A 26,123-nucleotide genomic window follows, 5' to 3' on the forward strand; every position below is an offset into this window, starting at 1 on the left:
ATAGAAAAGACTGTCAAGAAGATTATCTAGAACATAATCTATTGCATAATTAAAGTTATTATTATATAATAATTAATTATATGTTATATATTAGCGGGAATAGCTCAGTTGGTAGAGCACGACCTTGCCAAGGTCGGGGTCGCGAGTTCAAGTCTCGTTTCCCGCTCCAAATAAAATATATACTCAACTACTAGATTTTAGATGTTAAAGATTTATAGTCTAATTTACAAAAATCCAAGGTACATATATAATCAACTATAAGATATACAAAGATAACATTATAGAATATATATCCCATTCACTTGATTACATCAATAGCATACCTTTAATATAGCATACCTTTAATATAGTATATCTTTAATATTTTTATTAATCTTTTAAAAAAAAACAATATAGTATAAGATAGTCGTTTTATATAGTTATTTTACTCAGTTAAGTAAAAATACTGATAATATATTTTATAATATAAAACGAAAATTAAATATACATTATAGTAAGATAGAAAGATCTGCATAAAACATTAAAACACCTATCAAATAGATATTATTATATTAAGTAACACAAGAAACTTTTAAGAGCTATCTCAAAAAAATATGACAATTTTCTATATTTATAATATAAGTCATTAAATGTCTTTTAATATTTATTAAACAATTAGAAAGTAAAATTAGATTAATTATTCAAAAATTTTCAATGATATAAATAATGATATTATCTAATATTTAGATACACATGCGTACAACAAAAGATCATCTAACTTCTTAAGTAGTATGCCACTTAATCAGTTTGTAACAAATAAAATAGCACGTGATAATATAAGTATACTGCTTAATTAACATTAACATCTATTATCTATACCAAGTCGATGGATAAAAAATTAGATAAAAATATTTTACAAATTGTAAAATACATTAAATAAATAATAAATCAATAAACAATAAATTTTACATACTATCTTAGATAGTAAAAAGTTTTTATTACTTTTCGCAACATATAAATAATCATAAAAAATTATCAAATAATTACATTAACTAAATGAATTAACCTTTATAAAAATAATTTTATTTTTTAATAAAATTTAATCTGATCATGATCAATTTATTCACTATTTCTTCAAAGTTATTCTGTAATATATCAAAAAAGAGAAGCATTATGAGCTGCATAACTACAGTGAAGTGTCCTATTTGTAGTAAGCAAATAATATGGGATCAGTTCAATAAATGGCGTCCATTTTGCAGTAAACGTTGCCAGTTAATTGACCTAGGAGAATGGTTAATTGAAGAAAAAATTAATCAATCGCTGAAGTTTAATAAAAATTAAAAGAAAGATTCTTTACATTTATATTTATGTTTATTTTTTTGATATCTCTTTTAATGAGTGATGTTTATTGTCTGACAACATTTTGATATAAATTATCTTACATACCTGATTTTTTTAAAATTTTGCACTAAAACTTATTACTAAACTAATTACATATAAAATGACAATGTACGACTTATAAAATTTTAAATATATTATTTAGAAAATATTTATTTGTGTTGAATACAAATATAAATCAGACGTGATCTTTATTATATATATTTTAATAAAAATTAATGTTAATTTTATAAAAATTTTTATCAAAATATTTTCCCAAATCATCATCTTAAAGCTTGGTTCATTCTCCCTAAACTTAAATAAAAAACATATAAAACTATATTAAATTATCTGCTTTAGATCGTTCTAGATTTAAATCTTAGCTACATTTTAAAAATTTTTAATTACATAAATTTTATGAAATAAATATATTATAGAAAATAATATCATAATAATTATTACTGTTGTTTTTAGTATTGTTCATAATAATTAACAAAACTGTTAACTTTATATGCATTAGCGATGTTATATCTTTACATCAAAATAATAAAATATGAGCAATATTATCTATTTATGTATAGATACAATCTTTCAGAAAAAAAAATCTTAGGTTCTTAGTAAACATAACCTCTTCTCCATATTATTATCTTTTTTAATTCATATTGTTTTTAATTCATATTATAAGAATAGATTTATTCTAGATTAGATTCTATACTAGACAAATTATTATTAGCTTTAGATTTAGGCATCATTTTAATCTTTGCCATGAGATTAGATTTATAGCGTGCGGCCTTGTTTTTGTGAATTAAACCTTTAGAAGCTTGCCGATCTATTAATGGTTGCATAACACTAAATGCATGGTGTGCGATGATTTTATCACCAGTTGCAATAGCTACATATACTTTTTTAATAAAAGTACGTATCATAGATCTACGACTTGCATTATGTTTACGACGTCTTTCAGATGTTATGATCCGCTTCTTAGCTGATTGAATATTAGCCAAAATTTTACTCCTAAACTAAATAGTATTTTTTAACATTTCTATCTAAACTTTTGTCAAGTATTGTCTGTACTCCAATAATTGTCAATAAGTTTTGTAAGACAAAAATCAAATAAATATCATGCAAACAGGTATGATAATATATCTAGAATACAAATAACCCATAAGTGAACTTATAGATAGTTCAAGGACTGTAATAATTTCACTTATATTGCCATAACCCGCATGAACATGTTAACAACCTTAGTATTTTTTTTGATGCCTAGCTATTTGAGATAGTAGTTTTTAGAGAGTAGTATTTTTCTTTTTATGTCGATACTGTTATGATAATCAATCATAAAATATCGTGTTTTTTATAAAAAAATACAAGACATATATCCTATCACTAGCATAATGTTCTCTTTAATATAACTAATATTTAATTATATTTATATTTATGTTTATATTTATCAAAGTATTATGTTTATATTTATAAAAGTATACAAAGTTATTATAAGTAATACAGAATAAAAAGTTTAATAAAATTATTTATATTTTATTTTTGATTAATTTAATTTTATTAAGATTAAATAAATAATTAATATTATAATTTTAACTACTATATATTCTCATTACTATATAAAAGTAATCGGACTATATCAATCATCCATTATTTTTAATTTTATATGAGCGATTTAAAAGAATTAAAAAAAAACCGAAATAAATAAAAAATAGCATATTAGACATATTATAAATAACTTACATTAACTATTGCACTACAAGGTGTGATTGACATTAGTTACTATTTATTTATTAATACAACCAACAGAGATAAAATCGAGAATCTTAATGATTGACTATAAAGCTACCTTGAATTTACCAATGACAAATTTTCCAATGAGAGGTCATTTAGCAAAAAAAGAACCAAATATCTTGCAACGTTGGCACAATGACAAGCTATACAATATAATCCGAACAGCAAAAATAGGAAAAAAAATATTTTTGCTACACGATGGCCCGCCTTATGCCAATGGTAACATTCATATTGGTCATGCAGTTAATAAAATTCTGAAAGATATTATTATTAAATCAAAAAGCCTGTCAGGTTATAACGCACCTTATATTCCTGGCTGGGACTGTCATGGTCTACCAATTGAACATCAGGTTGAGAAGCTCCTCGGCAAACCTGGTGAAAAAATTAGCCCAGCAGAATTTCGCAGAGCCTGTAGAAAATATGCTAATAAACAAGTTGATGAACAAAAATCTGATTTTATACGTCTTGGCGTATTAGGAGATTGGGATAATCCTTATCAGACTATGCATTTTCAAACGGAAGCTAATATTATCCGAACATTGAGAAAAATCATTAAAAACGGTCATGTATATCAGGGCATCAAGCCAGTGCAATGGTGCTTAGATTGTCAATCTGCTATGGCAGATGCGGAAATTGAATATCTAAATAAAAAATCTCCGTCTATAACGGTTCTATTTAATGCTGTAGATAAGCAAGTAGTACAGAGAAAATTTACTACTACTTGCGTTCACGGTCCAATTTCTATAATAATATGGACAACAACTCCGTGGACTCTACCTGCAAATCGCGCTATTTCAGTACACCCAAAATTTAGCTATCAGCTGATCCAAATCATGGATAGAGCTATTATTCTTGCAGAAGATATGGTTAATATAGTCATGCCTCGTATTGGGGTAAGTCAGTGGACTGTATTAGGATCTTTACAAGGAAAATCCTTAGAAATGATGGGATTTCAACATCCATTTTTATCTCACACCATTCCAGTGATTCTTGGTGAACATATTACACTAGACGCGGGTACTGGTGCAGTACATACCGCCCCTGACCATGGCTTAGATGATTATACCGTCAGTCAAAAATATTCTATTCAAACTATTAATCCAATAGGACCAGATGGTTGTTATCTATCTGGAATTTGGCCAAAAATAGATGGTATCAATGTTTTTCAAGCTAACGACATTATTCTTGACGTATTAGATAAAAAAGGCGCCTTACTGCATATAGAAACTATTGATCATAGCTATCCACACTGCTGGCGTCATAAAACTCCTATTATCTTTCGTGCTACTCCGCAATGGTTTATTAGCATGGATCAAAAAGGATTGCGTACACAATGTTTAGAGAGCATAAAATCAGTATCTTGGATACCAAGATGGGGTGAAACGAGAATTCATAGCATGTTGTCTCATCGCCCAGATTGGTGTATCTCCCGTCAGAGAACCTGGGGTGTTCCCATACCTCTTTTTGTACATAAAAAGAACAATCAAATACACCCTAAATCGTTAGAGATAATGGAAAAAGTTGCGAAACGAGTAGAGAAAATTGGTATTCAAGCTTGGTGGGATTTAAATAGCTATGAGATGATCGATGTTGATACAGAACATTATAATAAAATATCTGATACATTAGACGTTTGGTTTGATTCGGGATCAACCATTCATTCAGTGATTAAAGATCATCCTGAATATTACGGTAATACACCAGATATGTATCTAGAAGGTTCAGATCAACACCGTGGATGGTTTATGTCTTCTTTATTAATATCCACAGCCACAAGAGGAGTAGCGCCATATCGACAAGTAATAACCCATGGATTTACTGTAGATGGCCAAGGTCGAAAAATGTCAAAATCTCAGGGAAATTCTATCAGACCACTAGATATTATTAATACACTTGGCGCAGATATTCTTCGTCTTTGGACAGCCTCAACTAATTATGCAGGAGAAATTGCTTTTTCTAATCAAATTCTAAAAGGATCTTCAGAGAGCTATCGTCGAATCCGAAATACTGCGCGTTTTCTAATAGCTAATCTAACAGGATTTTCTCCAGTCACAGACCAAATAAACAAAGAAAAGATGTTAATATTAGATCAGTGGGCAGTAGGTCGTGCCTTAGCAGCGCAAAATGCTATTATTGCCTCGTACGAAACTTATCAGTTTCATGAGGTAGTGCAACGTATAGTACATTTCTGCTCTATTGAGATGGGAGCTTTTTATTTAGATGTTATTAAAGATCGTCAGTATACTACTAAAACTAATAGCGTAGCTCGCCGAAGTTGTCAAACAGCATTATGGCATATTTCTGAAGCTTTAGTGCGCTGGATGGCACCTATTCTTTCCTTTACCGCGGATGAAATATGGCAATACTTACCTGGCAATAGGGCGAAATACGTTTTCACTGAAGAATGGTATGACAATTTATTCACTTTATCTGATCACGAAATAATGAATAACATGTATTGGGATCAAATTCTAAAAGTACGTGGAGCAGTTAACAAAATTATAGAGCAGGCTCGTATTGATCAACTCATTAGAAATTCACTAGAAGTTAACATAATGCTCTACGCGGATTCGGAGTTATCAGATAAGTTGCTTTGTCTAAATGAAGAATTGCGTTTTGTTTTACTTACATCTAAAGCAGTAGTTTTAGATATAAACCAAGCACCTACGTACGCCTATCAGAGCCCACTCTTAAAAAACCTTAAGATTATACTTCATAAATCTGACGATAAAAAATGCTTAAGATGCTGGCATCACACAAATGATATTGGCCAAAATACAATATATCCAGACATTTGTAATCGTTGTATTACTAATATAATTGGTGATGGTGAAGAGCGAAAATTTGCATGATCAATTTAAATTTACACTACCACAGATTGCGCTTAGTATGGCTGGCGTTTATTTTAATAGTTATTGACGTGAGTAGTAAAGAATGGATTATGAAGCACCTCATGCTGCATGAATCCATATCAATCATGCCACTTTTAAATTTTTATTATACTCGTAATTTTGGTGCAGCATTTAGTTTTTTGTCTAGTCAGGACGGATGGCATCGTTGGTTATTATCTAGTATTACTGGTATTCTAGTTATGGTCTTATTAGTTAAAGTATATTTAAACTGTACTGACGATAAATATAATAATATTTTCTATACTTTAATAATAGGTGGGGCATTAGGTAATCTTTATGATCGTATTTATCATGGTTTTGTTATTGATTTTATTGACTTTTATGTTGGTGAATGGCATTTTGCAACATTTAATATTGCAGATAGTGCAATCTGTATAGGATCTATTCTTCTTATATTAAGAAAAATAATAAAAAACAAAAAATAATATAAATTATAATTTATATTATAATAAGATATTTTCAAATATCTTTTATAATTAGATTACTAAATTCTTGTAACAAGCAATCTCAAGCGTGATCTCGAAAAATAAAATTATAGTCGTTTTCATATTATCTCTCATTAATCACTAATTAATGTGAGTTCTATCTTAATTTTAAAATTATTCACTATCATGCAAAAATTATCAAAAAAGGAAAACTTCACGATAAGCGAATCCTTAATAAGTAATTTACAGGGTGATTCTATAAGTTAATAATTTTTTGACCTATTTTGTTATATATACTCGAAATACTTAATAAAAATTTTTAATATATATTATATATAAGTGAATAAAATTATAATTGTAAAATTACACAAGAACTAATTCCCATTGGTAGCTTATAACACTCACAACTCAATGATAGTTTTTATACAGTTTCCCTAAAAAAATGAAAAAGGTAACATATATCTATCTATAAACTGAATAAAATCAATTAAAAATATGTCTATTCACTCTTCTTTTCTGACATAGAGTCAATTTTTAGGTTAATATAAATATATTAAATAATGTTATATATTTTTCTATCAGATATCTTAATCTTCAATAAAAAATTAAAAGCCTATTCTCATACGTCAATATATAAGAACTCCTAGGATCTAATTATGTCTAATATAATAGATTATAATTTCATAAAAGTTTTTTAATTCGGTTAAATCTCTTGATAAAAAATCTATCATTTTCCTATTCTGTGTTCTCAACATTAAAAATGTATCATAAGTTAATGTTAATTACTGCAATCTGATCGTAATTGGAGATCAGTTATGAAAATTTTACTAGCTAATCCACGCGGTTTTTGTGCTGGCGTTGATCGAGCGATTAATATTGTTGAGCGTGTTTTGGGTATATATGGCGCACCAATCTACGTGCGTCATGAAATAGTACATAATCGTTATGTCGTAAATAACTTGAGAAATCGAGGAGTTGTTTTTATTGAAGAAATAGATCAGATACCAGATAGATCTATTGTTATCTTTTCTGCTCACGGTGTCTCTAAATTAGTTTATGATAAAACAATAGCACGGGATTTAATAGTATATGATGCTACCTGTCCATTGGTAAAAAAGGTTCATCTAGAAGTATGGCGCGCTAGTCAGCAAGGTGTAGAGGCTATTTTTATTGGCCATGAAGGTCATCCAGAGGTAACGGGTACCATGGGTCAGTACACAAACGAATATGGTGGAATATATTTAGTTAGTACATTAAGTGATGTATTTAAGCTGCAGGTAAAAGATAAAGAGAATCTACGATTTATGATGCAAACCACTTTATCAATTGACGAAAGTCAAAAAATTATTAATGCTTTGCGTTCTCGTTTTCCTAAAATTATCGGATCACGTAAAAATGATATCTGTTACGCTACAACCAATCGACAGCAAGCAATTAAAGATCTTGCGCATTATGCCGATCTAATATTAGTCGTTGGTTCAAAAAATTCCTCTAATTCTAACCGATTAGCAGAGCTTTCTAGACAATTAGGATGTCAAGCGTATTTGATTGACTCTGATCTAGATATTCAGGAAGAATGGTTACACAGTATAAACTGTGTTGGTATTACTGCTGGAGCATCAGCGCCAGATATTCTTGTAAGACAGGTTATTCAAAAAATCATGGAACTTGGCGCCACACACAGCTTAGAACTTCTTGGTCATGCAGAAAATATAACATTTAAAATGCCAAAAGAATTACGAATAAAAACTGAAAATTCTTATTAATTATCCTATTCAGGGTCCCCATCACATAGAATAAAGATATAAATATAAATTATTTTTAATATTTAAAGCACCTAAAAGGCATTATAATATAATTATCTATTATATATACGCTTAATTAAGAAAAGTTTAAATCAATTCTTATTATTTACATAAGACCTATAAAACATAAAAAATAACTTTATAGCCATTTTTTCCGCTTGAAATAAGCATAAGGGGCCAGACCTGCTAATATCATTAGCAATATTGCTGATGGATATCCTAAACTCCATCTCAGTTCTGGCATAAAAGAAAAATTCATTCCATAGCTAGATGCTACTAATGTTGGAGGCAAAAACACTACTGATACTACCGAAAAAATTTTAATAATACGACTTTGTTCAATATTAATAAAACCCATTGCTGCTTGCATTAAAAAATTTACCTTCTGGAAAAGTGATTCAGTATGCGGTAATAACGATTCAACATCACGTAAAATTTCACGCGCTTGCGCTAACTGATTACAAGGTAACCGAGTTTTTCGTACTAAGAAATTTAATGCTCTTTGTGTATCCATTAAGCAAAGGCGTATTTTCCACCCTATATCCTCTTGACCTGCCAAAGCTAAAAGAGCATTATCAAATTCATCCCCCTGCTGACCTTCCATGATTACTCTGCTAAATTTTTCTAGATTACTGGAGATGTTTTCTATTTCATCAGCTAATTGCTCAATTTTTGTTTCAAACAAATCAAGTAAGATCTCATAAGCATTACCATCAATTAATACTTGATTTCTCGCTCGCATACGATATAAGCGAAAGGCTGGCAGCTCTCTTTCGCGTAAGGTATACAAACGACCTCCACGGATAGTAAATGCTACTGTTGAATTTCCAGCATGATCATCTATGTCCTCATATAGAAAAAAAGAATGAATATGCAAACCATCTTCATCTTCGAAAAAGCGAGCTGAAGCCTCTATATCTTCTAATTCTGGACTTGTAGCTAACACTTGACCTAGTACGCTGTGTACACGAGCACGTTGTGTTTCTTCTGGCCCAACGAGATCTACCCAAATTGATTCACTAAGATTATCGCTACTATTGGGATCCCCCAACACAAGTCGACGCAGATGACTGCTCTCTAGTTTAAATGCGTTCAACATAGCTATTTTCTCAAGTTAAGATGGTAAATTAGGTAAAGATCTGAATACAGCTTGATTTAATAAAGCAAGACTCATCATGGAATTTATCACACATCACCTTATGCTATTCAAAGTTTATTTTAAGTATCTACTATTAAGATGGTCAGAGTATAATACAGAATAAATTTTATTTAATCCTATGAATTTTAACTAGAATCATTGTACTGTTCTAGCCTGCTAGTAATTTTAATAACAACGAGTCTCTCTTTAAGACATTTAACTTATGCTAATTTACACAAAAGCTTAACATTCTTAATTAAACTATTTTTACTTATAGTCATGCGTTATGCGTATTCTTTAATTATAATTAATATTTCAAATACATAATATATTACCCTATATATGCATTTTATATATTTTATGATATTTTTTTCACTAAAGATCTACGGTAGTATAAAAAACTAATTAAGCATGTTGTCTGCTAACAACATCTGCACGAAATATACAAAGTTTAAATTATTATTTTTATCCTAATCTAACCGTCTGTATCAAAACTATACATCATAGATAATATCTATTATTGCTAACCAACCCACATGGACGTTTTTCCTGTACTAAAATCACTAAAAATATCTGTTTAATCTTCCTTCATTCTACAAAATACTAAAGCAAGAATTTAATATTTTTTATAAAAATACTAGATCGACTGTGCTTCTTCAGTGTATCCTGATCTGTATTGTTTTTATTATTAGAATATTTCATTTTTTTGCGTATGCAGTCTATTTATATTAGCACTATAATATTTACATTGATTTTTTTATTTATTACTAACTCTAGAAACATCATGGTTTTTTTACAATATAAAATACAGTATTTTACTGTATTATTAGATATTTTAACTATGAAATCGTTTCAGAAGATGTATAAAACATATATAACACTAGAAAGCCTGGTCTTCATAGAACCATGTATGCTATACATAGTATTCGTATGTTTTAATTTTATAGAAACATTATAGCTATCTATACAGATCTAGAAAAACTTATTTGTTATACTCTTAAAAATTTTACTCAATTTAGATGAGATTATATAATAATCATTATCGATTTCTTGTTCACTAACCTGGAGATAAGCGCATAATACAGAGCATATGATTACTAACCCCATATATAATATGGGATACATGCACTAAAAATATTTTGTGAGATGTCTGTCACATATCACAGAAAATGATCTTAAAAGATTTTTAATACTACATAGAACGATTTATCGTTCTCATTGTAATCATAGTATTAAGCATTACAACCTATGAGCCTAAATTAATATACTAAAATAGTATATTATTATTTCATACCCATTCCTCAAACACAGAAGCTTTGTTATAGTTTATGTTTCTGCTGATTATTATATTAAGGTATGTAATAACATGCTTGTAAGTTTTTCAGCACGTTGTAGACTTTAGTGCGTTAAGGTACCAAGTGTTTATATAATTATGGCAGAAAAATAAATAAACTGAATCACTTGGCAAGAAATAAACCGAAAGAGCTAACTTATGCTCATTGCTTATTTAAAATGATAACGAGGCCTAAAAACATGAAAAAAACAGCTATCGCAATTGCAGTAGCATTGGCTAGTGTTGCTACAGTAGCTCGAGCTACTCCTAAAGATAACAGTTGGTATAGTGGTATTAAATTGGGCTGGTCTCATTATAATGATATCGATTACTCTAATATCCCATATCAAAAAAATGAGGGCCCTAATCATCCAAACCAGATAGGTTCCGGTATATTTTTTGGTTATCAAGCGAATCCGCATTTAAGTTTTGATTTAGGATATGACTGGTTGGGTCGAATGCCAAACAAAGGCAAAACCACTCATGGTGCCTTTAAAGCACAAGGAGTCCAGCTAGCAGCAAAAATTAACTATCCAATTTCTAATAATCTTAATGCATATACCCGCTTGGGTAGCATGATGTGGCATGCAAATACAGCACAAACTAACCCAACCCATGCTAAATTGCGCTCTAAAGATAACGGTGTGTCACCACTTATAGCACTTGGAATGGAATATACTATCAATAAAAATTGGTCAACACGACTAGATTACCAATGGGTAAATAATATTGGAAATGCTAGAACTATTGGTGCACGTCCTGACAATAGCTTACTTAATATCGGTCTTGCTTATCATTTTGGTAAAAATGAAGAAGAAAGTATTGTTCCTTTATCACCTTCCACTCCAGACAATAATCATTTCACTTTAAAATCTGATGTACTATTTGCATTTAATCAAGCTAATCTAAATGCAGATGGTCAAAAGATCTTAGATCAATTATACACTAAAGTTAATAGTCTAGAAACCAAAGATGTTTCTATAGTAGTAGTAGGTTATAGTGACCGTATTGGTTCGGAGCAGTATAATCAGAAACTATCTGAAAAACGAACTCAAGCAGTTGTAGACTATTTAGTAAATAAGGGCGTACCTAATGATCAGATTTCTTCACATAGTGAAGGCAGTGCTAATCCAGCTTCCACACATACATGCGATGCAGTGCATAATCAACAAGAATTGATTGTCTGTTTAGCACCAGATCGACGTGTAGAAATTGAAGTTAAAGATATTCAAGATATCGAAAATCAGTAATTTAATAAAGCATTATGTCTATATATACCTCTAATTATAGGGGTATATATAGTATATCTAGTTAATTATTACATAACATTGTATTACTTAACGGAAAATTGTTTATTCTAAAAATAGAAAATACATTAATTTTTGGTATAGCATCATAAATAATAATAAAAAACTCTTAATAAGATTCATATCTTAAAAAATACAACATAAACATGTTAAAGATTATTTTAATATAACACCTGACCTAACATAAATGTAAAAGCAAATAATTACACATGCTTATTATTTTATAATAAATAATATTTTCAATGTTTCTACAACAAAACAGGTCAGCTCAAATAAGCATTTATGAGATATTATTTTTCACATGTTACTCTTCAATTGCTAATATATTATAATATAATATTATATATTTTTTTGTCTTATTCATAATTAAGGTGCACATGTAATAATTATAAATCAAAAAACTATAAAAAAAATAGAGTTATGTACTATACAGTATCTGAGCTACTTTGCATTAAACAATATTTGATAGATTTAAAGTATTATCTGTTTATGTTGTATAATAAGCGTACTTATTTAAGCACTAAGATAAAATAGTAGATAATAATATAAAAATATGATGATTTATGATTGCTATCGAGACAACTAGTAATATACTATTTATGTATAAAAATATTATGTAATAGAAGCATTATAAAAAAAATTTTAATCTCTTCTATATAATCATAATAATCTATAAAATCTTTTTATCCTCATAATTTATAATGATCCTATCATGAAGCTTAACTCATGCAAACAACTAAAATCATATAATCTTAATTATCGATTAAATCGATTGCACACTGCTTCAGATAACACAATAGGACTGTAGTTCATTATAATATAATTGATTCTCTCTAATGAAGAGACTTTATAAATAAAAGGTTAACTCAGTATCCTGATAATATAGTTATACTCTTAACAATATAAAATATTTTTCGAAAATAAAATCAGTAAGTTATTTAGGGGTAAAAATGAAAGTTTTAAAAAAAAATATACAGAATTTTAATAAGTCTATAACACTCACTATAAAAAAAATGGTGATTGAAGATACAGTGAAAAAAAAACTAGCACAAATAGCAAAAAAATCACAAATCGATGGTTTTCGTCCAGGAAAAGCTCCTCTTTATATTGTAGAACAACGTTATGGTCACTGCGTTCGACAAGAGGTGATTAACGAATTAATGCAGCGTTACTTTATGGATATGATGATACACAATCAATTTCACCTATTTAGCAATCCAGTATACATTGTACTGGAAAGCGAAAATGATACAGATTTCACTTTTTCTGTTCAATGTGATATGCATCCAGCTATCAAGATAAAAGGAATTGAAAACATAAAAATTGAAAAACCAATTATAACAGTGACTGACTCTGATGTTGATTCAATGATACAAATACTTCGTCAACAGCAAGCTATCTGGAAGGAGACTAATGCTCCTATTAGGACAAAAGACCGTGTTACAATAAAATTCAGTGACTCCAGAAATAATAATGCATTACCGAATCTAAAAGAATCAAATCTTGTATTGATCATCGGGAATGGACAGATGAGCTCTATTTTTGAAGAAGGCATTATTGGGCACAAAACAGGTGAATACTTTACAAATGAAGTATATTTTTCACAAAATTACAACAACTTAGAGTTACAGGGACAAACGATAAAATTTAACATTTTAGTAAAAAAAGTAGAAACACACACCCTTCCAGAAATTAACCCAGATTTTATTAAAAAATTCGGCGTTAAAGAAGGCTCTCTAGAAATACTGCGTGCAGAAGTACGTCAAAACATGCAACGTGAACTCAACAATGCTGTCCGTCATTTTATAAAGTCACAAGTTATTAACGCATTAGTACAAACAAATTACATAGAAATTCCAGATCAGTTAGTGAATAATAAGATGGCTCTTTGGAAAAACCAAACAGATAGTAATTATAATAACAAAGCCAAAAAAAAAGAGAATTCGTCTCACATGCTTTCGTTTGAGGAAACCAAGCATAACATGCTAGTAAATTTGCTTTTTACTCAAGTTATCTATAACTATAATATTACAGCTAATAAAGAGCGTGTTAGAATATTAATAGAAGATATAGCTTCTGCTTATGACGACCCAAAAGAGGTCGTAGCTCAATATCAAGCGAATACTAACCTAATGAAAAATATATACAATACTGATTTAGAAGAACAAGCAGTAGAAGCCATCCTCAGAAAAGCACAAATCATTGAAAAACGCACAACCTTTGAGAAATTTATGCATCCACCTATTAAACACTAAAGCGAACCCTACTCACGCATAATCTACCTATATCGTACATATCAGAAAATAGCTTCTCATTCATCAAGATAAATTCATGCTCTTCTTCTACACGAGACTATATAGAACGCGATATACATTAATTTTTAAAAAAATTTTTTTGACCATCCAAGTTTAGAATTCAGTATACTAAAATAGTTATAATTTTTAGGATGAATTAAATTAAGGGAATAATTCGTGCGACAAACTAAGATATCTCCATTATTTTGAACAGGTATGGATATTTGACCATCAAAACTAATCTTTAAGTCAGTACAAATACATGAGAAGCGTAAACAAATACTACTATTGTTACTAATTACTAGTGGTCGTGCTGATAATGTATGCGGAAACATCGGAACAAGAGCTATAACATCTAATGATGGCGTCAAAATAGGTCCCCCGGCAGAAAGTGCGTAGGCCGTAGAACCTGTAGGTGTAGAGACAATAAGACCATCAGAGCGCTCGGAAAAAGCAAACATTGCATCTATATATACTTCAAATTCAATCATGTGTGCCACTGTACCTGGATGGAGTACTACTTCATTCATAGCAGTGCCAATATAAGGTGATCCTAAATGACTCAATACGTGAGCTTCTAATAAAAAACGTCTTTCAATATCATAATGTCCCTCTAAAACGTCTGAGAGTTGTTTTTGTGAATGATCTGGATCAAGATCGGCTAAAAATCCTAATTTTCCACGATTAATACCTATTACTTTAATATCATATTGCGCTAGATCACGCGCGGCTCCTAACATACTGCCATCACCACCTACTACTATTGCAAGATCAGCAGCACAACCAATCTCCGACACAGTACCTGTCGCTATTCTTTCTAATATATTTAATTCATTCGCAATCTTGTTCTCAATGATAACCTGATAACCTGTATCAATTAACCAATGATATAGCATCTTACAAGTAGCAAGCATAGCAGGATAACGCGGATACCCAATGATCCCAATACAACTAAAGGGCTGATTCATTTTATTAATATTCCTTGAAAAGTAAATTTCTCTAATAATGACGCTTCTCTTGAAACTGTGATATAAACCCCCCATAATAAACAAAGCAGCGCAATGAATATGCACAAACGCGGAGAAATTTATGAGCAGTCAAGAACATAATATTCCTAATATACCAGTCTCAGAGACCATTGAGAGTCAAGAAATAGAAAAAAAGATCAAAGAGAAGGATGCAGGAGTAATAGAAGAGCGTGATAAACGTCTTGCTGAATTAGAGGTACAGTTATCTGAATCTAAAAATAGTGCACGCGATATACAACTTCGCGCTCAAGCTGAAATTGAAAATATTCGACGTCGAACGAAATCAGAGATAGAAAAGATACATAAGTTCACTTTAGAAAGATTTATTAACGAACTATTACCTGTCATTGACAATCTTGAACGAGCATTGGAACTAGCAGATAAAACTAATCCTGAACTAATGGTAATGATTGAAGGTATTGAACTAACAATGAAGTCATTTCTAAATGCAGTCAAAAAATTTGGAGTAGAAGCTATTGGTGAAATTAACATACCATTTAACCCAGAGATTCACCAAGCCATGACGATAATGGATTCTGCAGATATAGAACCAAACCATGTAATTATGGTAATGCAAAAAGGTTATACGCTCAATAATCGTCTCCTTCGTCCTGCTATGGTAGCTGTTTCTAAAAGCAAAACCATTCATACTGATTAATTTCAGATAATAGGATGTATGTAAAATACACAACTTATAAAAACAGTAGCTGCATTATATAGCTGCTGTTTTTATAAGATTTATGCTTTTTATTCTCTTAAATAAATATTTAACCACACATGATAATTTATAATCTTGTAGTTATCTATATTAATCATGCATAATTAATATTAAAATATAGAATAATATTATCAATACTCATCATAGAATCTAATTGATGGTTGTTTTTCTTATATCATTCAGCTATGGATTTACTTTGGAAAAGTAAGAATAACCAAAAAAATCCGCAATATGCAAAAAATAGAAAAGGATGTGGTAAAAGTAATATACAATGGCGATTACAATCAATTAAACTAAGTTTTTCTTGAGCATGAGAGCCCCACAAAAAAACTATCTTTTTACAATATTCATTGATGATTTAAATCATTTTATTGATAAAAATATCCAAACCGAAATGGGCATAAGAACGGGGTTTTTCAGATTTTACGATTAAAATACCATTCAATAATAACACCCCTTGATCTGCCAAGCTCCTTAGAAATCCGTAAGGTAGCACTTAAAATCCGGGCATATTACTAAGAAATTCTTTATATATATTCTTCAGAGACAGAGGGTTACAATATCAAGTAACATAGAAAAATCTAACCCATGCGCCTAATTAGGTCTAGAATAAGAATCTTGACCAAGAATAACTATTTTAAACTCTGATAGTTCCGGCAAATAAAAAGTATTAAATATAACATAATTAAAGGGGGGGCAGATAATCTTACCGAAATGTTCTTTCGCAAGATATTATATTTATAATATGCTTAAAATAGATTTTTTTCACCCAGAAAAATACTACGCTAGGTCATTTTAGAAATCACCGTGTTACTCTATAATTTGTGTATAAAGATATTATTTATCAAAATAATACTTGATCGATATATTCAGTTATTATATATAATAAAAAATTATTATCTTGATAGTTGTTAATATAACTAACATCGTTATATACTATATAATGATATCTACCAATTAGTAAAAGATAAAGCCTTTTACAATATAGTTTATTAATATAAATAGCAGAAAAACCTACAATACGCTTCATATTATATATTATATCGCAATGAAGAGTACTCTAATGCTTTGAAAAATAAGACCATGTGTTTATTTTTTTATAAAATATAAAAATATAATAAATACGAGACTTATACATGTTTTAATGAACTATAATTTAAGAGCCGCGCAGGTTCCATGCGCGATGATTAGAGCAATGTATATTTTTTTACTTAAAAATGTAATATAATAAAAATTATTGAATATATGTTTTTAAACTGCGGATTAAATAAATAATCAAAAAAAAGCATCAATCTATACTCTACTGTCTTTTTTGATAAAGCCAATATTCCTCTATAATTACTATAGATATAGCTGAATATCATTAGTAATGATTATCAAATAAGCGACCATATCGTGATGCATTATTTTTTATTTAAAAAATCCTCTATTCTTAGAAAATAGAAGTATCATTCTAAAAAAATATTTTCTACACATATAGTCTAAAATTTTAATAAATTATATTTTATTAAATATATTAAAATAGAAAAAATAGATTTTAAAATTTAAAACATGCTATTAATTAATAATTTCAATATTATTTTAATTATACAAAAAATCGATATAAATAATATTTAAATACTATTTAATAGCATTTAATTTAGTTTAACAATCTATTAAAATAAAAAATTTCTCATTTTTTTTATTAAAAGCTAAGGTTTAGTAATAAAAACTCATCTTATTCTAGAAATTTTAAAAAAATATTAAAAATATAGTTGATATATCTATAAAGCTAGATCAAATAATTAACCTATTTTTTCAACAATATTTTCATATACATCCTTCATATATAAGACAAATTGAGGAATTAAATTTTTTTAAATTATATAAAAAAAGTAAGATTACATTTATCTCACATAAAGAATTACAACTGCTTTACTTTTTGAGCTATATCGAATACATTACTCTCCAGATATCTGCATGTTAGATAACAATACAGATCCGCACTGAATATTTCTACGTTTTTCGATATCATTGCCCATAGATATTATGTTTCGCCACATATGCTTTAAGTTTCCAGCGATAGTAATTTTGTTCACTGGATATTTTACTATCCCATTTTCTACCCAAAAGCCTGAGGCACCACGTGAATAATCTCCTGTCATGTTATTCACACTTTGACCGATTAATTGATTAACCAAAAGACCTTTTCCCATTTGTTGTAACATATCGTTAAAATTAATTTTATGGCCAAGAACGATCCAATTATAGATTCCATCTGCATGCCCAGTGCTTTGCAGACCTAGTCTGCGTGCTGAATAACTACTAAGAAGCCAACTTTTTAATATGCCATCCTTAACAATATCACGTTTCTGAGTTCTAACACCTTCGCTATCGAATGGAGATGAGCCTAATCCTTTAAGTAAATGAGGATGTTCTTCAATACTAAGCCATTCAGGCAAAATTTGTCGGCCCATACTATTTAACAAAAATGTAGATTTACGATAGATCTGCCTACCATTAATGGCTACAGCTAATAATGCAAAAAGACCTGCGGCAACTTCTGCAGAAAAAATGACGGGTGATTGCATGGTAGATAATCTCCGAGGAGATAGACGCGATAACGTTCGAAGAGCACATTTCTTGCCAATATCTTCTGGTAATTGCAGATCTTTTATTGCTCGACTGACAGTATAAGAATAATCTTGTTCCATGCTACCATGCTCTTCTGCTATAACATGACTAGCCAATGAATACCAGCTATTACAGTAACTCTGCACCATCCCATGTGTATTGCCAAAAACTTTAATACCAATGCGACCATCAAAATGGCCACCTTCAGTACTAATGATACGTTGATCATATTGTAGCGCCGCCATTTCCGCCCGAGATGCTAAATTAATAAAATGATCTATATTGAACGCTGTCGGGTGGTATAAGTCTAAATCAAGACTATTAAAGGCTAATAATTCACGATCTGCCATACCGCGATGTAGATCTTGTGAGGTATAACGCGCTATATTAAAGGCAGATCTAACCGCCTGTTTAATGGCGTCTAAATTAAAGTCAGTAGAGGAAACCATACCTGCACAAGAGTTATAATAAATAGTAACATAAAACTCAGAATCATTATTGAATTGAATATTTTCTATAGCTCCATAATTAGTCCTAATGCTAATACCACTCATTTTAAGGACTGTAATCTCCATACCATCACAATTAGGTATAATGAACTGAAGCGATTGTCTTACTATCTCTTCTAAAGAATGTCGCTGTTCAGTAATATCGTCTTGTTCTGTCATATGGAATAATTCTTTCATTGATTCTGCCATATAATAATAAAAGTAATACTTAGGGCTATTACCTTACTTAAAGAATAAAATATACCACCTTGTTATAGATAAAATTTATTTTATCTATAACAAGGTATTTCGTATTTAGATAGAATCTAATGACAATGTGCAGATATTTGTTTATCTCAATCATTTGTATCTATAAACCATCTTCTAAAAACTCTCGAATCCTACAGAATATTTTAAATTTTCCAAAGAAAAAATACAAGTTTGTATACTATAAATGCTTATATATAAAAACCATCACTACGTACATCTTTTCTGTGCTTTCACAATTTTCAGAGCATGATTTTATCATGATGTTTTTGCTATCAAAATTTTATCTAAATATTGCTATTATAATACGCTATTTAACTTAAAATCAGGTCTAAAAAATGAAAATCATAAATTTCAATAATTTATCTCTGTTATATACAAGATTATTAGTGCGTGTTAATTAACAAATAACATGGGTTCTGTGTTTAATAAAAAATACACCTAATCTAATCTTATCTCTTCAAATATATTTAAAATATTCACATATGAAATTAATATAATATATTATCACTAATTCACGCAATAGTGCATCTTCTTTTTTATATTATAAATAATCTATATAATCTATCTTTCAATTTTTTCTATATTATCATAAACATCTTTAATGCAAACTTTATGATTAAGAATCTTAATGCATGTAACTTGCTAAAAAAATCTTTGTGGTCAAGAAGTGATTACTAATCATATCAAAACCTGACACTGATCACATCTAATAAAAATAGAAAAACATAAATTTTTATTTTTAGAATCTTATAATAAATTTCATCATGAATAAGTAAAATATAAATTTTTTATGTATAAATAAAAAACTTTCTATCTAGCTCTATTTTATATAAATGTCTTAATTTATAATTAATGTATATTATGCATATTGTTTATAGAGTATAACCATCTCATAATTCTATTATAATAAGACTTTTTAAATAATTTTACACTTTATTTATTTATGCTTAATATAAAATAAAGAAATATAAAAAAAATAGAAATCAATATCGACGGAATCATTAAAAAGGTTAATTATCATTTTAAATATAAATTAATTCATGCGTTGATCCTTAGAGAATGTTAAATTAATAAATCTAAAATAAATATTAAAACCATTTATTTTATTAAAAAAGTTTTTGGAACAAAATAAAATTGATTATCTATTTAAATCGTAAAAACTCCTACTAGTATAATAAAATTGTTATAATCTATAAAATGTTTTGGAAGAATGTATTTCTGTCTAAAAATTGGTCAACATGATTCTAAATTAAAACTAAAGAAGCAAATCATAATAATTAAAAAAGCATCAAATTCAATGCTCAAAAGCACTTTATTTTTTCGCAGTAAAATTGTATTTAACCTCTTTTTGAATAAAATAGATGATCATTATTATAATCAGGATATATTTTATTTAACTAAATATAATAACAAGAGCAATTAATAAAAGTAAAAACGCTATTTGTCAAAATCCCTTAGTTTTAGCTAATAATATAATTTACAGCATCCATGCATGATTCTCAGTAATATTAAAATTAAGCACAAAAGCGATTAAAAAAAATTTGAACTACACAATTCTAACATCTAGAAAAATTTTATATATTCTAGCCTTTGCTTATTGACCGTTTGTAATATTATTTAAAATAACAAACACTATTAAAGTATACTTAATTAGATTGATTACATATTAAGGTATAATATTGAGATTTTTCTAATATCTAAAGAATACCCTGTAAGCTTGAAATAATTTATTTCTTCCAGTTAACTTAAAGTACAAAATTCTGCTTATCTTTTAATAGAGATCGTGAATGACCATTATGATCCACTGAAACATATATAAATACTGCTTCAGTCGCACAATAATTCTGTCCAATTGGTTCTGATGATACTTTTTTGATCCATAACTCTACTTGAACGGTGATAGAACTTTTACCAGTTTTAATACAATTTGAATAACAAGTGACAACATCACCTACCATAACTGGCATTAAAAAAATCATGCCATCAACACGGACGGTAACTACACGTCCTCTTGCGATTTCTTTGGCTAAAATTGCACCACCCATGTCCATTTGTGACATAAGCCACCCGCCAAAAATATCCCCATTAGCATTAGTATCTGCTGGCATAGCAAGAGTTTTTAAAACAATTTGACCTAATGGTTGTCGTAAATCTTTTTGCATAATATACTCTTAATTAATTTTTTAGTGCAATGACTAGCATACATCTAAATTTAGAAAAAATTTTAAATTAAATATATTTAGCATATTATTAATGGTTTTCTCTAGAAATAAAACGGAATACATAAATTCCATTTATTAGTGTAAATAGCAATGTTAAGCCGCCCAACCCAAAGACTTTAAAATTTACCCAAGTATCTTGGGAGAAATAAAATATCCCATAGATATTAACTATACCGCAGAACAAAAAGAAAAAACCCCATGCAAGATCTAAACGACGCCAAATCATTTCTGGTAAGTAAATTTGTGTATTTAGCATTTTCTGCATCAGAGGTTTTGACGTAAAAAAGTGACTAAATAGTAATGCAATAGAAAAAACACCGTCAATAATAGTAACCTTCCATTTTATAAAATCAGGATTATGAAAAATAATAGTAAGGCCACCTAGCATAGCAACTAAAAAAAAAGTTAGTAATGATATTTTATCTAATGTCCGATATAAAAACCATTTTAATAATAACACAACCGCTGAAATAGCAATTAATGCACTGGATGCAATAAAAATATTATATATTTTATAAATTATAAAAAAAACAAAAAGTGGTAAAAAATCAAGAAATTGCTTCATGATAGTCATCCAGACAATAGTCAAAATCAATAATTATTACTACAGATTTATTTTATGACTTTAATAGCATGTACAAACGAGACAAATAAATAATAAGTATAGAAGAAAAAAAATTACTCAATATATCTAAAAAAACTATAGCTACATCTGGAGGAAGCATAACAAGTTTTGAAGCTATTAAAAGAACCAAGAGTTTTCCGAGAATCCAAAAACTAACAACCGGCGCTATCAACTTAATGTTGATCCAACCAAGTTGACCGCTGGTATATATCGCATTTACAAGCCCAACCTTTTCCGTAGTTATAACCATTGGCGATAAAGCTAAAGTAATAGCTAGAAGAACTCCTGGCACAACTAAAGACATAAATCCAATTTGTATACTAAGCATCATCACAAAAGTAAGAGATAATAAACGTAATAGGTTAGAACATGACGCACCAACTGCATGTAATGCAGTAACTGGTCTACCAGAGGAAGCAATAGAAATTAAGCTTAGCATTCCACCTAGCAATAATGCATGACCCACTAAAGAAGAAAGCGTCCCAGCTACTGATAGCCTTAACAGCACCTTCTGTTGCTCTGGCGGCATATTCTGTACCATCTCTATCAAACTTCTTGTAGCACCTGATAAAACATCTTCACCAAGAAGTTGAACCTCCTCAAAAGATGGCATGAAAATTTTACTAATCACCGCCATCACGCATGATGTAAAAAATACTATTAATACAATATTAGTTAACTGATGGCGTAAAAAATTTCCCGTGTCACGGTATAGAGTACTTGCCGTGATTAACATGTATACTCCTTGCAAAAATTCTTTAAAAATCTGAGACTCATTATGCATTGCATAATAAACTCTCCCTACTTACAATTCTATAATATATATTTATTTCTAGTATAAACAATTTTTCTTTTATATTAAGAAGAAATTTTTGGAGCACTAAAAATATCTAAATAAATCATATTTTTGACTAACATTAAGGCAGCATCAAGAAGCTACTAATTTAACCATACTAATTACATATATAACCTATAAGATAAATCAACTGATCAAATATCAAACAAATTATTATATTTACAATCCTTGAACATTTTTTAGAACCTGTTAACCCTTGTAGCTTTCTTTTGTATTTTTGACCACTGATGCATGAGCTTCTATAATTAGATATGCATGATCTAACACTCTTCTATTTTATTTCATGCTTTATTTTTTTAATAAAAGTATATTTTAGAGTGCGCAATCCTATCCTTAATTTAATTAATGACTAATCAACTGCTGCTTTTAAAGAAAAATATTGTTAAAATACGAGTAAATTATTTATTTTCTGGAAAATATCACTTTTATCTAAAAAAATAAATAGTTCTTTTGTATTTCTAAATAGACTATCGATTAAAAAGACTACGTCTTAATAATTTCTATAGATTAAACATGTTTAAATTATAAATATTTATCGAATACAGTAATATGAAGCTTTATATTACGTTATTTTAAAATAAATAAAAAATATGTACTATACACGATCCTAAAATATAACTGATTTAATCTTTTATCAAAAATTTATTTAAAGTAATATCATTTATTAATCCAGTGGTTTTTTATAAGGATTGATTCTTTTTTATCTAATTTTCTTTTGTGTACAGCACTAAATTCAGTAGACCTTATAATAAAAAATTACACTAAATTAAATTTTATTGACAAATATTATTATAAAATATCATAAAATGTAATAATTATCATTATGATGATCAACTAGATTTTATGTGCACCCTCATTGCATCTGTAATAAATTCTAATACTTTTAATGTCTTAGTATTCTTTTGCAAAAATATACTGATATAATAACTGATATGTTAATATAACTAAACAACAATCAAAATAATTTGTGACTTTTTAATATTGTGTTGGCGGAATAGCTAGGAATGCATCATGGTGAGTAATAATATGGTCAACATAGTACCTGTAGTCGCATTAATTGGGAGACCTAATGTAGGAAAGTCTACCCTTTTTAACCGCTTAACACAGAAAAGAGATGCTCTGGTAGCAAATTTTCCTGGGGTTACTCGAGATCGTCAATATGGTTATTGTTATATATCAGGATGCATATTTATTTGTATTGATACAAGTGGTATTGATACTAATAATATTAATGATGGAAATAAAGATATATCAAGTCAGATGCTTCAACAATCAAAAACAGCAGTTACAGAAGCACATATAATACTTTTTTTAGTCGATGCCCGCGCTGGGTTGATGCCAGAAGATATAATCGTTGCTCAGCATTTACGTTTAAGTCAAAAATCAACTTTTGTTGTTGCTAACAAGACAGCTGGTCTTGATGTACCCTCAGCGATAGCAGAATTCTGGTCACTTGGACTGGGAAAGGTATATCCTATTGACGCCTCTCATGGAGAAGGCGTTGCAAATCTTATCAAGCTAGCTCTTTTGCCTTATATCAATATAACGGAACAAACATCAAAAGACGAACCATATAATAGAACGATAAAAAAAAACTTAGTTAAAGCAGCTAATGTAAAAAAATTTAAAAATAATAATTATAAATATCCTTCAGGCACACAATCAATAAATACTGATTCCAATTCCATCAATCCACCTATTAAAATAGCAATCGTCGGTAGACCTAATGTAGGTAAATCAACATTAACTAATGCTCTTTTAGGTGAAAAACGAATGATTATTGGGAACCTTCCTGGCACTACCCGTGATAGTGTATATATTCCAATGGTGCACAAAAATCAGCAGTATATCTTAATTGATACGGCTGGAGTGCGGCAACGCGGAAAATTAACAGAAGCTATAGAAAAATTTTCTGTCATTAAAACGCTACAAGCAATTGAAAACGCTAACGTAGTACTTCTTGTACTTGATGCAAAAGAAGGTGTTTTAGATCAAGATCTGTCAATTCTAAGGTTTATTCTTAATAGCGGACGATCTTTAATTATTATAGTTAATAAATGGGATTTTCTATCAAACTCTTTTCGTAATGAAATAAAAAATATAATAGATGCTCGCATGAGCTTTGTTAACTATGTAAAAATTCACTTTATTTCCGCAATAACTGGCACTGGCCTATTACCTCTATTTAACTCTATTACCGAAGCTTATGCTTGTGCAACACGACAAATTCATACCTCTACGCTTACTCGCATTATGCAGCAAGCAACTAAAGATCACCAACCACCACTAGTGACTACTCGGCGAGCTAAGTTAAAATACGCTCATATTGGTGGGCACAATCCTCCTGTTGTCGTTATACACGGAAATCAAGTTACAAAGCTACCAGCTTCTTATGAACGGTACTTGGTAAACTATTTTAGACGTTTCTTAAATATAACAGGTACACCTATTCGTTTGCAATTTAAAGAAGCAAAAAATCCATACGCAGAAAAATCAAAAAATTTATTTTATCGTAAATATCAAAAAAAATAAAAATATAACCTCTACAAAAATCATAGAATGTTTAATGCTATAAACATGTACATCATTAAATGATATAGCCTACTTGCCTTTCTTTGGAAATTGTTTTATGAAATTTACAACGCATAATGCGTATAATATGTATAAATAAAAATATTTATACTATCTATTTGTATTAGATCAATATGATCAATATTCCATTTTAGGCTAGCTAAATTAATGTTTGGGATAACAATATGTTTATCTAATCTCTTGTGTTGATATAAAACAGAATAATACTAAAATTACCACCATGCACCCAGATAATATTTAACATATGATGATCTTGTAATCGCCGCATGCTAAAAATTAGATATATTATTGGATGATTTAATGCATCAAAAATGTCGCGCTCTTCTAGAATAGAACCCTATAAGATT

At 29.1% G+C, this 26,123-nt stretch carries 16 protein-coding genes and 1 tRNA gene; 9 read left to right on the forward strand and 8 right to left on the reverse strand.

The features are described 5' to 3' along the window. Positions 1 to 93 precede the first annotated feature (93 nt). Together ERCISPPA3004_RS02285 and ERCISPPA3004_RS02290 are read left to right on the forward strand one after the other, a co-directional pair. Positions 94 to 169, forward strand: a tRNA-Gly gene (locus tag ERCISPPA3004_RS02285). Positions 170 to 1,152: 983 nt separating this feature from the next. Further along, positions 1,153 to 1,320: a DNA gyrase inhibitor YacG gene (locus tag ERCISPPA3004_RS02290; protein ID WP_157990493.1), complete on the forward strand. Its 168-nt coding sequence runs from the start codon at positions 1,153 to 1,155 to the stop codon at positions 1,318 to 1,320. 728 nt (positions 1,321 to 2,048) lie between these two features. Here the strand turns inward: ERCISPPA3004_RS02290 and rpsT are convergent. Further along, positions 2,049 to 2,360, reverse strand: coding sequence for a 30S ribosomal protein S20 (gene rpsT / locus ERCISPPA3004_RS02295; protein ID WP_157990494.1), 312 nt, complete (start codon positions 2,358 to 2,360; stop codon positions 2,049 to 2,051). 825 nt (positions 2,361 to 3,185) lie between these two features. Between rpsT and ileS the strand changes: the two genes are divergently transcribed. The 3 genes from ileS to ispH all read left to right on the forward strand — a co-directional run bounded on the left by ileS (position 3,186) and on the right by ispH (position 8,253). Beyond that, positions 3,186 to 6,002 carry an isoleucine--tRNA ligase gene (gene ileS, locus ERCISPPA3004_RS02300; protein ID WP_157990495.1) on the forward strand — a complete coding sequence of 939 codons (2,817 nt, stop codon included), beginning with the start codon at positions 3,186 to 3,188 and terminating at the stop codon, positions 6,000 to 6,002. Then, on the forward strand, positions 5,999 to 6,487 hold the full coding sequence (lspA, locus tag ERCISPPA3004_RS02305) for a signal peptidase II (RefSeq protein WP_157990496.1): 489 nt from the start codon (positions 5,999 to 6,001) through the stop codon (positions 6,485 to 6,487). Before ileS ends, lspA begins: the two co-directional genes overlap by 4 nt. Before the next feature lie 815 nt (positions 6,488 to 7,302). Then, complete coding sequence (gene ispH / locus ERCISPPA3004_RS02310; protein ID WP_157990497.1) at positions 7,303 to 8,253, forward strand: 4-hydroxy-3-methylbut-2-enyl diphosphate reductase; 951 nt, start codon at positions 7,303 to 7,305, stop codon at positions 8,251 to 8,253. 178 nt (positions 8,254 to 8,431) lie between these two features. On the opposite strand, the gene corA is transcribed toward ispH, so the two are convergent. Continuing rightward, on the reverse strand, positions 8,432 to 9,391 hold the full coding sequence (corA, locus tag ERCISPPA3004_RS02315; protein ID WP_157990498.1) for a magnesium/cobalt transporter CorA: 960 nt from the start codon (positions 9,389 to 9,391) through the stop codon (positions 8,432 to 8,434). 1,572 nt (positions 9,392 to 10,963) lie between these two features. Between corA and ompA the strand changes: the two genes are divergently transcribed. Together ompA and tig are read left to right on the forward strand one after the other, a co-directional pair. Next, on the forward strand, positions 10,964 to 12,013 hold the full coding sequence (gene ompA, locus ERCISPPA3004_RS02320; protein WP_157990499.1) for a porin OmpA: 1,050 nt from the start codon (positions 10,964 to 10,966) through the stop codon (positions 12,011 to 12,013). Positions 12,014 to 13,020: 1,007 nt separating this feature from the next. Beyond that, positions 13,021 to 14,325, forward strand: a complete 1,305-nt coding sequence (gene tig / locus ERCISPPA3004_RS02325; RefSeq protein ID WP_157990500.1) for a trigger factor — start codon at positions 13,021 to 13,023, stop codon at positions 14,323 to 14,325. Between the two features lie 125 nt (positions 14,326 to 14,450). Here the strand turns inward: tig and nadK are convergent, their stop codons facing one another. After that, complete coding sequence (gene nadK / locus ERCISPPA3004_RS02330; RefSeq protein WP_157990501.1) at positions 14,451 to 15,332, reverse strand: NAD(+) kinase; 882 nt, start codon at positions 15,330 to 15,332, stop codon at positions 14,451 to 14,453. 121 nt (positions 15,333 to 15,453) lie between these two features. Between nadK and grpE the strand changes: the two genes are divergently transcribed. Continuing rightward, on the forward strand, positions 15,454 to 16,050 hold the full coding sequence (gene grpE, locus ERCISPPA3004_RS02335) for a nucleotide exchange factor GrpE (protein WP_157990502.1): 597 nt from the start codon (positions 15,454 to 15,456) through the stop codon (positions 16,048 to 16,050). A 418-nt stretch (positions 16,051 to 16,468) separates the two neighbouring features. On the opposite strand, the gene ERCISPPA3004_RS03385 is transcribed toward grpE, so the two are convergent. The 5 genes from ERCISPPA3004_RS03385 to ERCISPPA3004_RS02360 form a co-directional block, all read right to left on the reverse strand. Next, positions 16,469 to 16,606 (reverse strand): hypothetical protein, encoded by a 138-nt coding sequence (locus ERCISPPA3004_RS03385; protein ID WP_232037595.1) that lies wholly within the window; start codon positions 16,604 to 16,606, stop codon positions 16,469 to 16,471. Positions 16,607 to 18,050: 1,444 nt separating this feature from the next. Then, positions 18,051 to 19,391 carry a metalloprotease PmbA gene (pmbA, locus tag ERCISPPA3004_RS02345; protein ID WP_157990688.1) on the reverse strand — a complete coding sequence of 447 codons (1,341 nt, stop codon included), beginning with the start codon at positions 19,389 to 19,391 and terminating at the stop codon, positions 18,051 to 18,053. Positions 19,392 to 21,226: 1,835 nt separating this feature from the next. After that, positions 21,227 to 21,643, reverse strand: a complete 417-nt coding sequence (gene yciA, locus ERCISPPA3004_RS02350) for an acyl-CoA thioester hydrolase YciA (protein ID WP_157990503.1) — start codon at positions 21,641 to 21,643, stop codon at positions 21,227 to 21,229. An 88-nt stretch (positions 21,644 to 21,731) separates the two neighbouring features. Further along, positions 21,732 to 22,268, reverse strand: coding sequence for a septation protein A (locus ERCISPPA3004_RS02355; protein WP_157990504.1), 537 nt, complete (start codon positions 22,266 to 22,268; stop codon positions 21,732 to 21,734). Positions 22,269 to 22,320: 52 nt separating this feature from the next. Beyond that, a complete protein-coding gene (locus ERCISPPA3004_RS02360; protein ID WP_331905062.1) occupies positions 22,321 to 23,112 on the reverse strand; it encodes a YciC family protein in 792 nt (263 codons plus the stop codon). Positions 23,113 to 24,219: 1,107 nt separating this feature from the next. Here ERCISPPA3004_RS02360 and der point away from each other — a divergent pair. Continuing rightward, positions 24,220 to 25,716: a ribosome biogenesis GTPase Der gene (gene der, locus ERCISPPA3004_RS02365; protein WP_157990690.1), complete on the forward strand. Its 1,497-nt coding sequence runs from the start codon at positions 24,220 to 24,222 to the stop codon at positions 25,714 to 25,716. The last annotated feature ends 407 nt before the right edge of the window (positions 25,717 to 26,123 follow it).

The organism is Candidatus Erwinia haradaeae (assembly GCF_900698995.1).
GTDB classification, from domain to species: domain Bacteria; phylum Pseudomonadota; class Gammaproteobacteria; order Enterobacterales; family Enterobacteriaceae; genus Erwinia_E; species Erwinia_E haradaeae_C.

Coding starts and splice junctions, on each gene's coding strand:
- lspA (WP_157990496.1), top strand. CDS start 5,999: ATGATCAATTTAAATTTACACTACCACAGATTGCGCTTAGTATGGCTG.
- ERCISPPA3004_RS02360 (WP_331905062.1), bottom strand. CDS start 23,112: ATGCATAATGAGTCTCAGATTTTTAAAGAATTTTTGCAAGGAGTATAC.
- tig (WP_157990500.1), top strand. CDS start 13,021: ATGAAAGTTTTAAAAAAAAATATACAGAATTTTAATAAGTCTATAACA.
- grpE (WP_157990502.1), top strand. CDS start 15,454: ATGAGCAGTCAAGAACATAATATTCCTAATATACCAGTCTCAGAGACC.
- nadK (WP_157990501.1), bottom strand. CDS start 15,332: ATGAATCAGCCCTTTAGTTGTATTGGGATCATTGGGTATCCGCGTTAT.
- ERCISPPA3004_RS02355 (WP_157990504.1), bottom strand. CDS start 22,268: ATGAAGCAATTTCTTGATTTTTTACCACTTTTTGTTTTTTTTATAATT.
- pmbA (WP_157990688.1), bottom strand. CDS start 19,391: ATGACAGAACAAGACGATATTACTGAACAGCGACATTCTTTAGAAGAG.
- ompA (WP_157990499.1), top strand. CDS start 10,964: ATGAAAAAAACAGCTATCGCAATTGCAGTAGCATTGGCTAGTGTTGCT.
- corA (WP_157990498.1), bottom strand. CDS start 9,391: ATGTTGAACGCATTTAAACTAGAGAGCAGTCATCTGCGTCGACTTGTG.
- ispH (WP_157990497.1), top strand. CDS start 7,303: ATGAAAATTTTACTAGCTAATCCACGCGGTTTTTGTGCTGGCGTTGAT.
- yciA (WP_157990503.1), bottom strand. CDS start 21,643: ATGCAAAAAGATTTACGACAACCATTAGGTCAAATTGTTTTAAAAACT.
- ileS (WP_157990495.1), top strand. CDS start 3,186: ATGATTGACTATAAAGCTACCTTGAATTTACCAATGACAAATTTTCCA.
- ERCISPPA3004_RS02290 (WP_157990493.1), top strand. CDS start 1,153: ATGAGCTGCATAACTACAGTGAAGTGTCCTATTTGTAGTAAGCAAATA.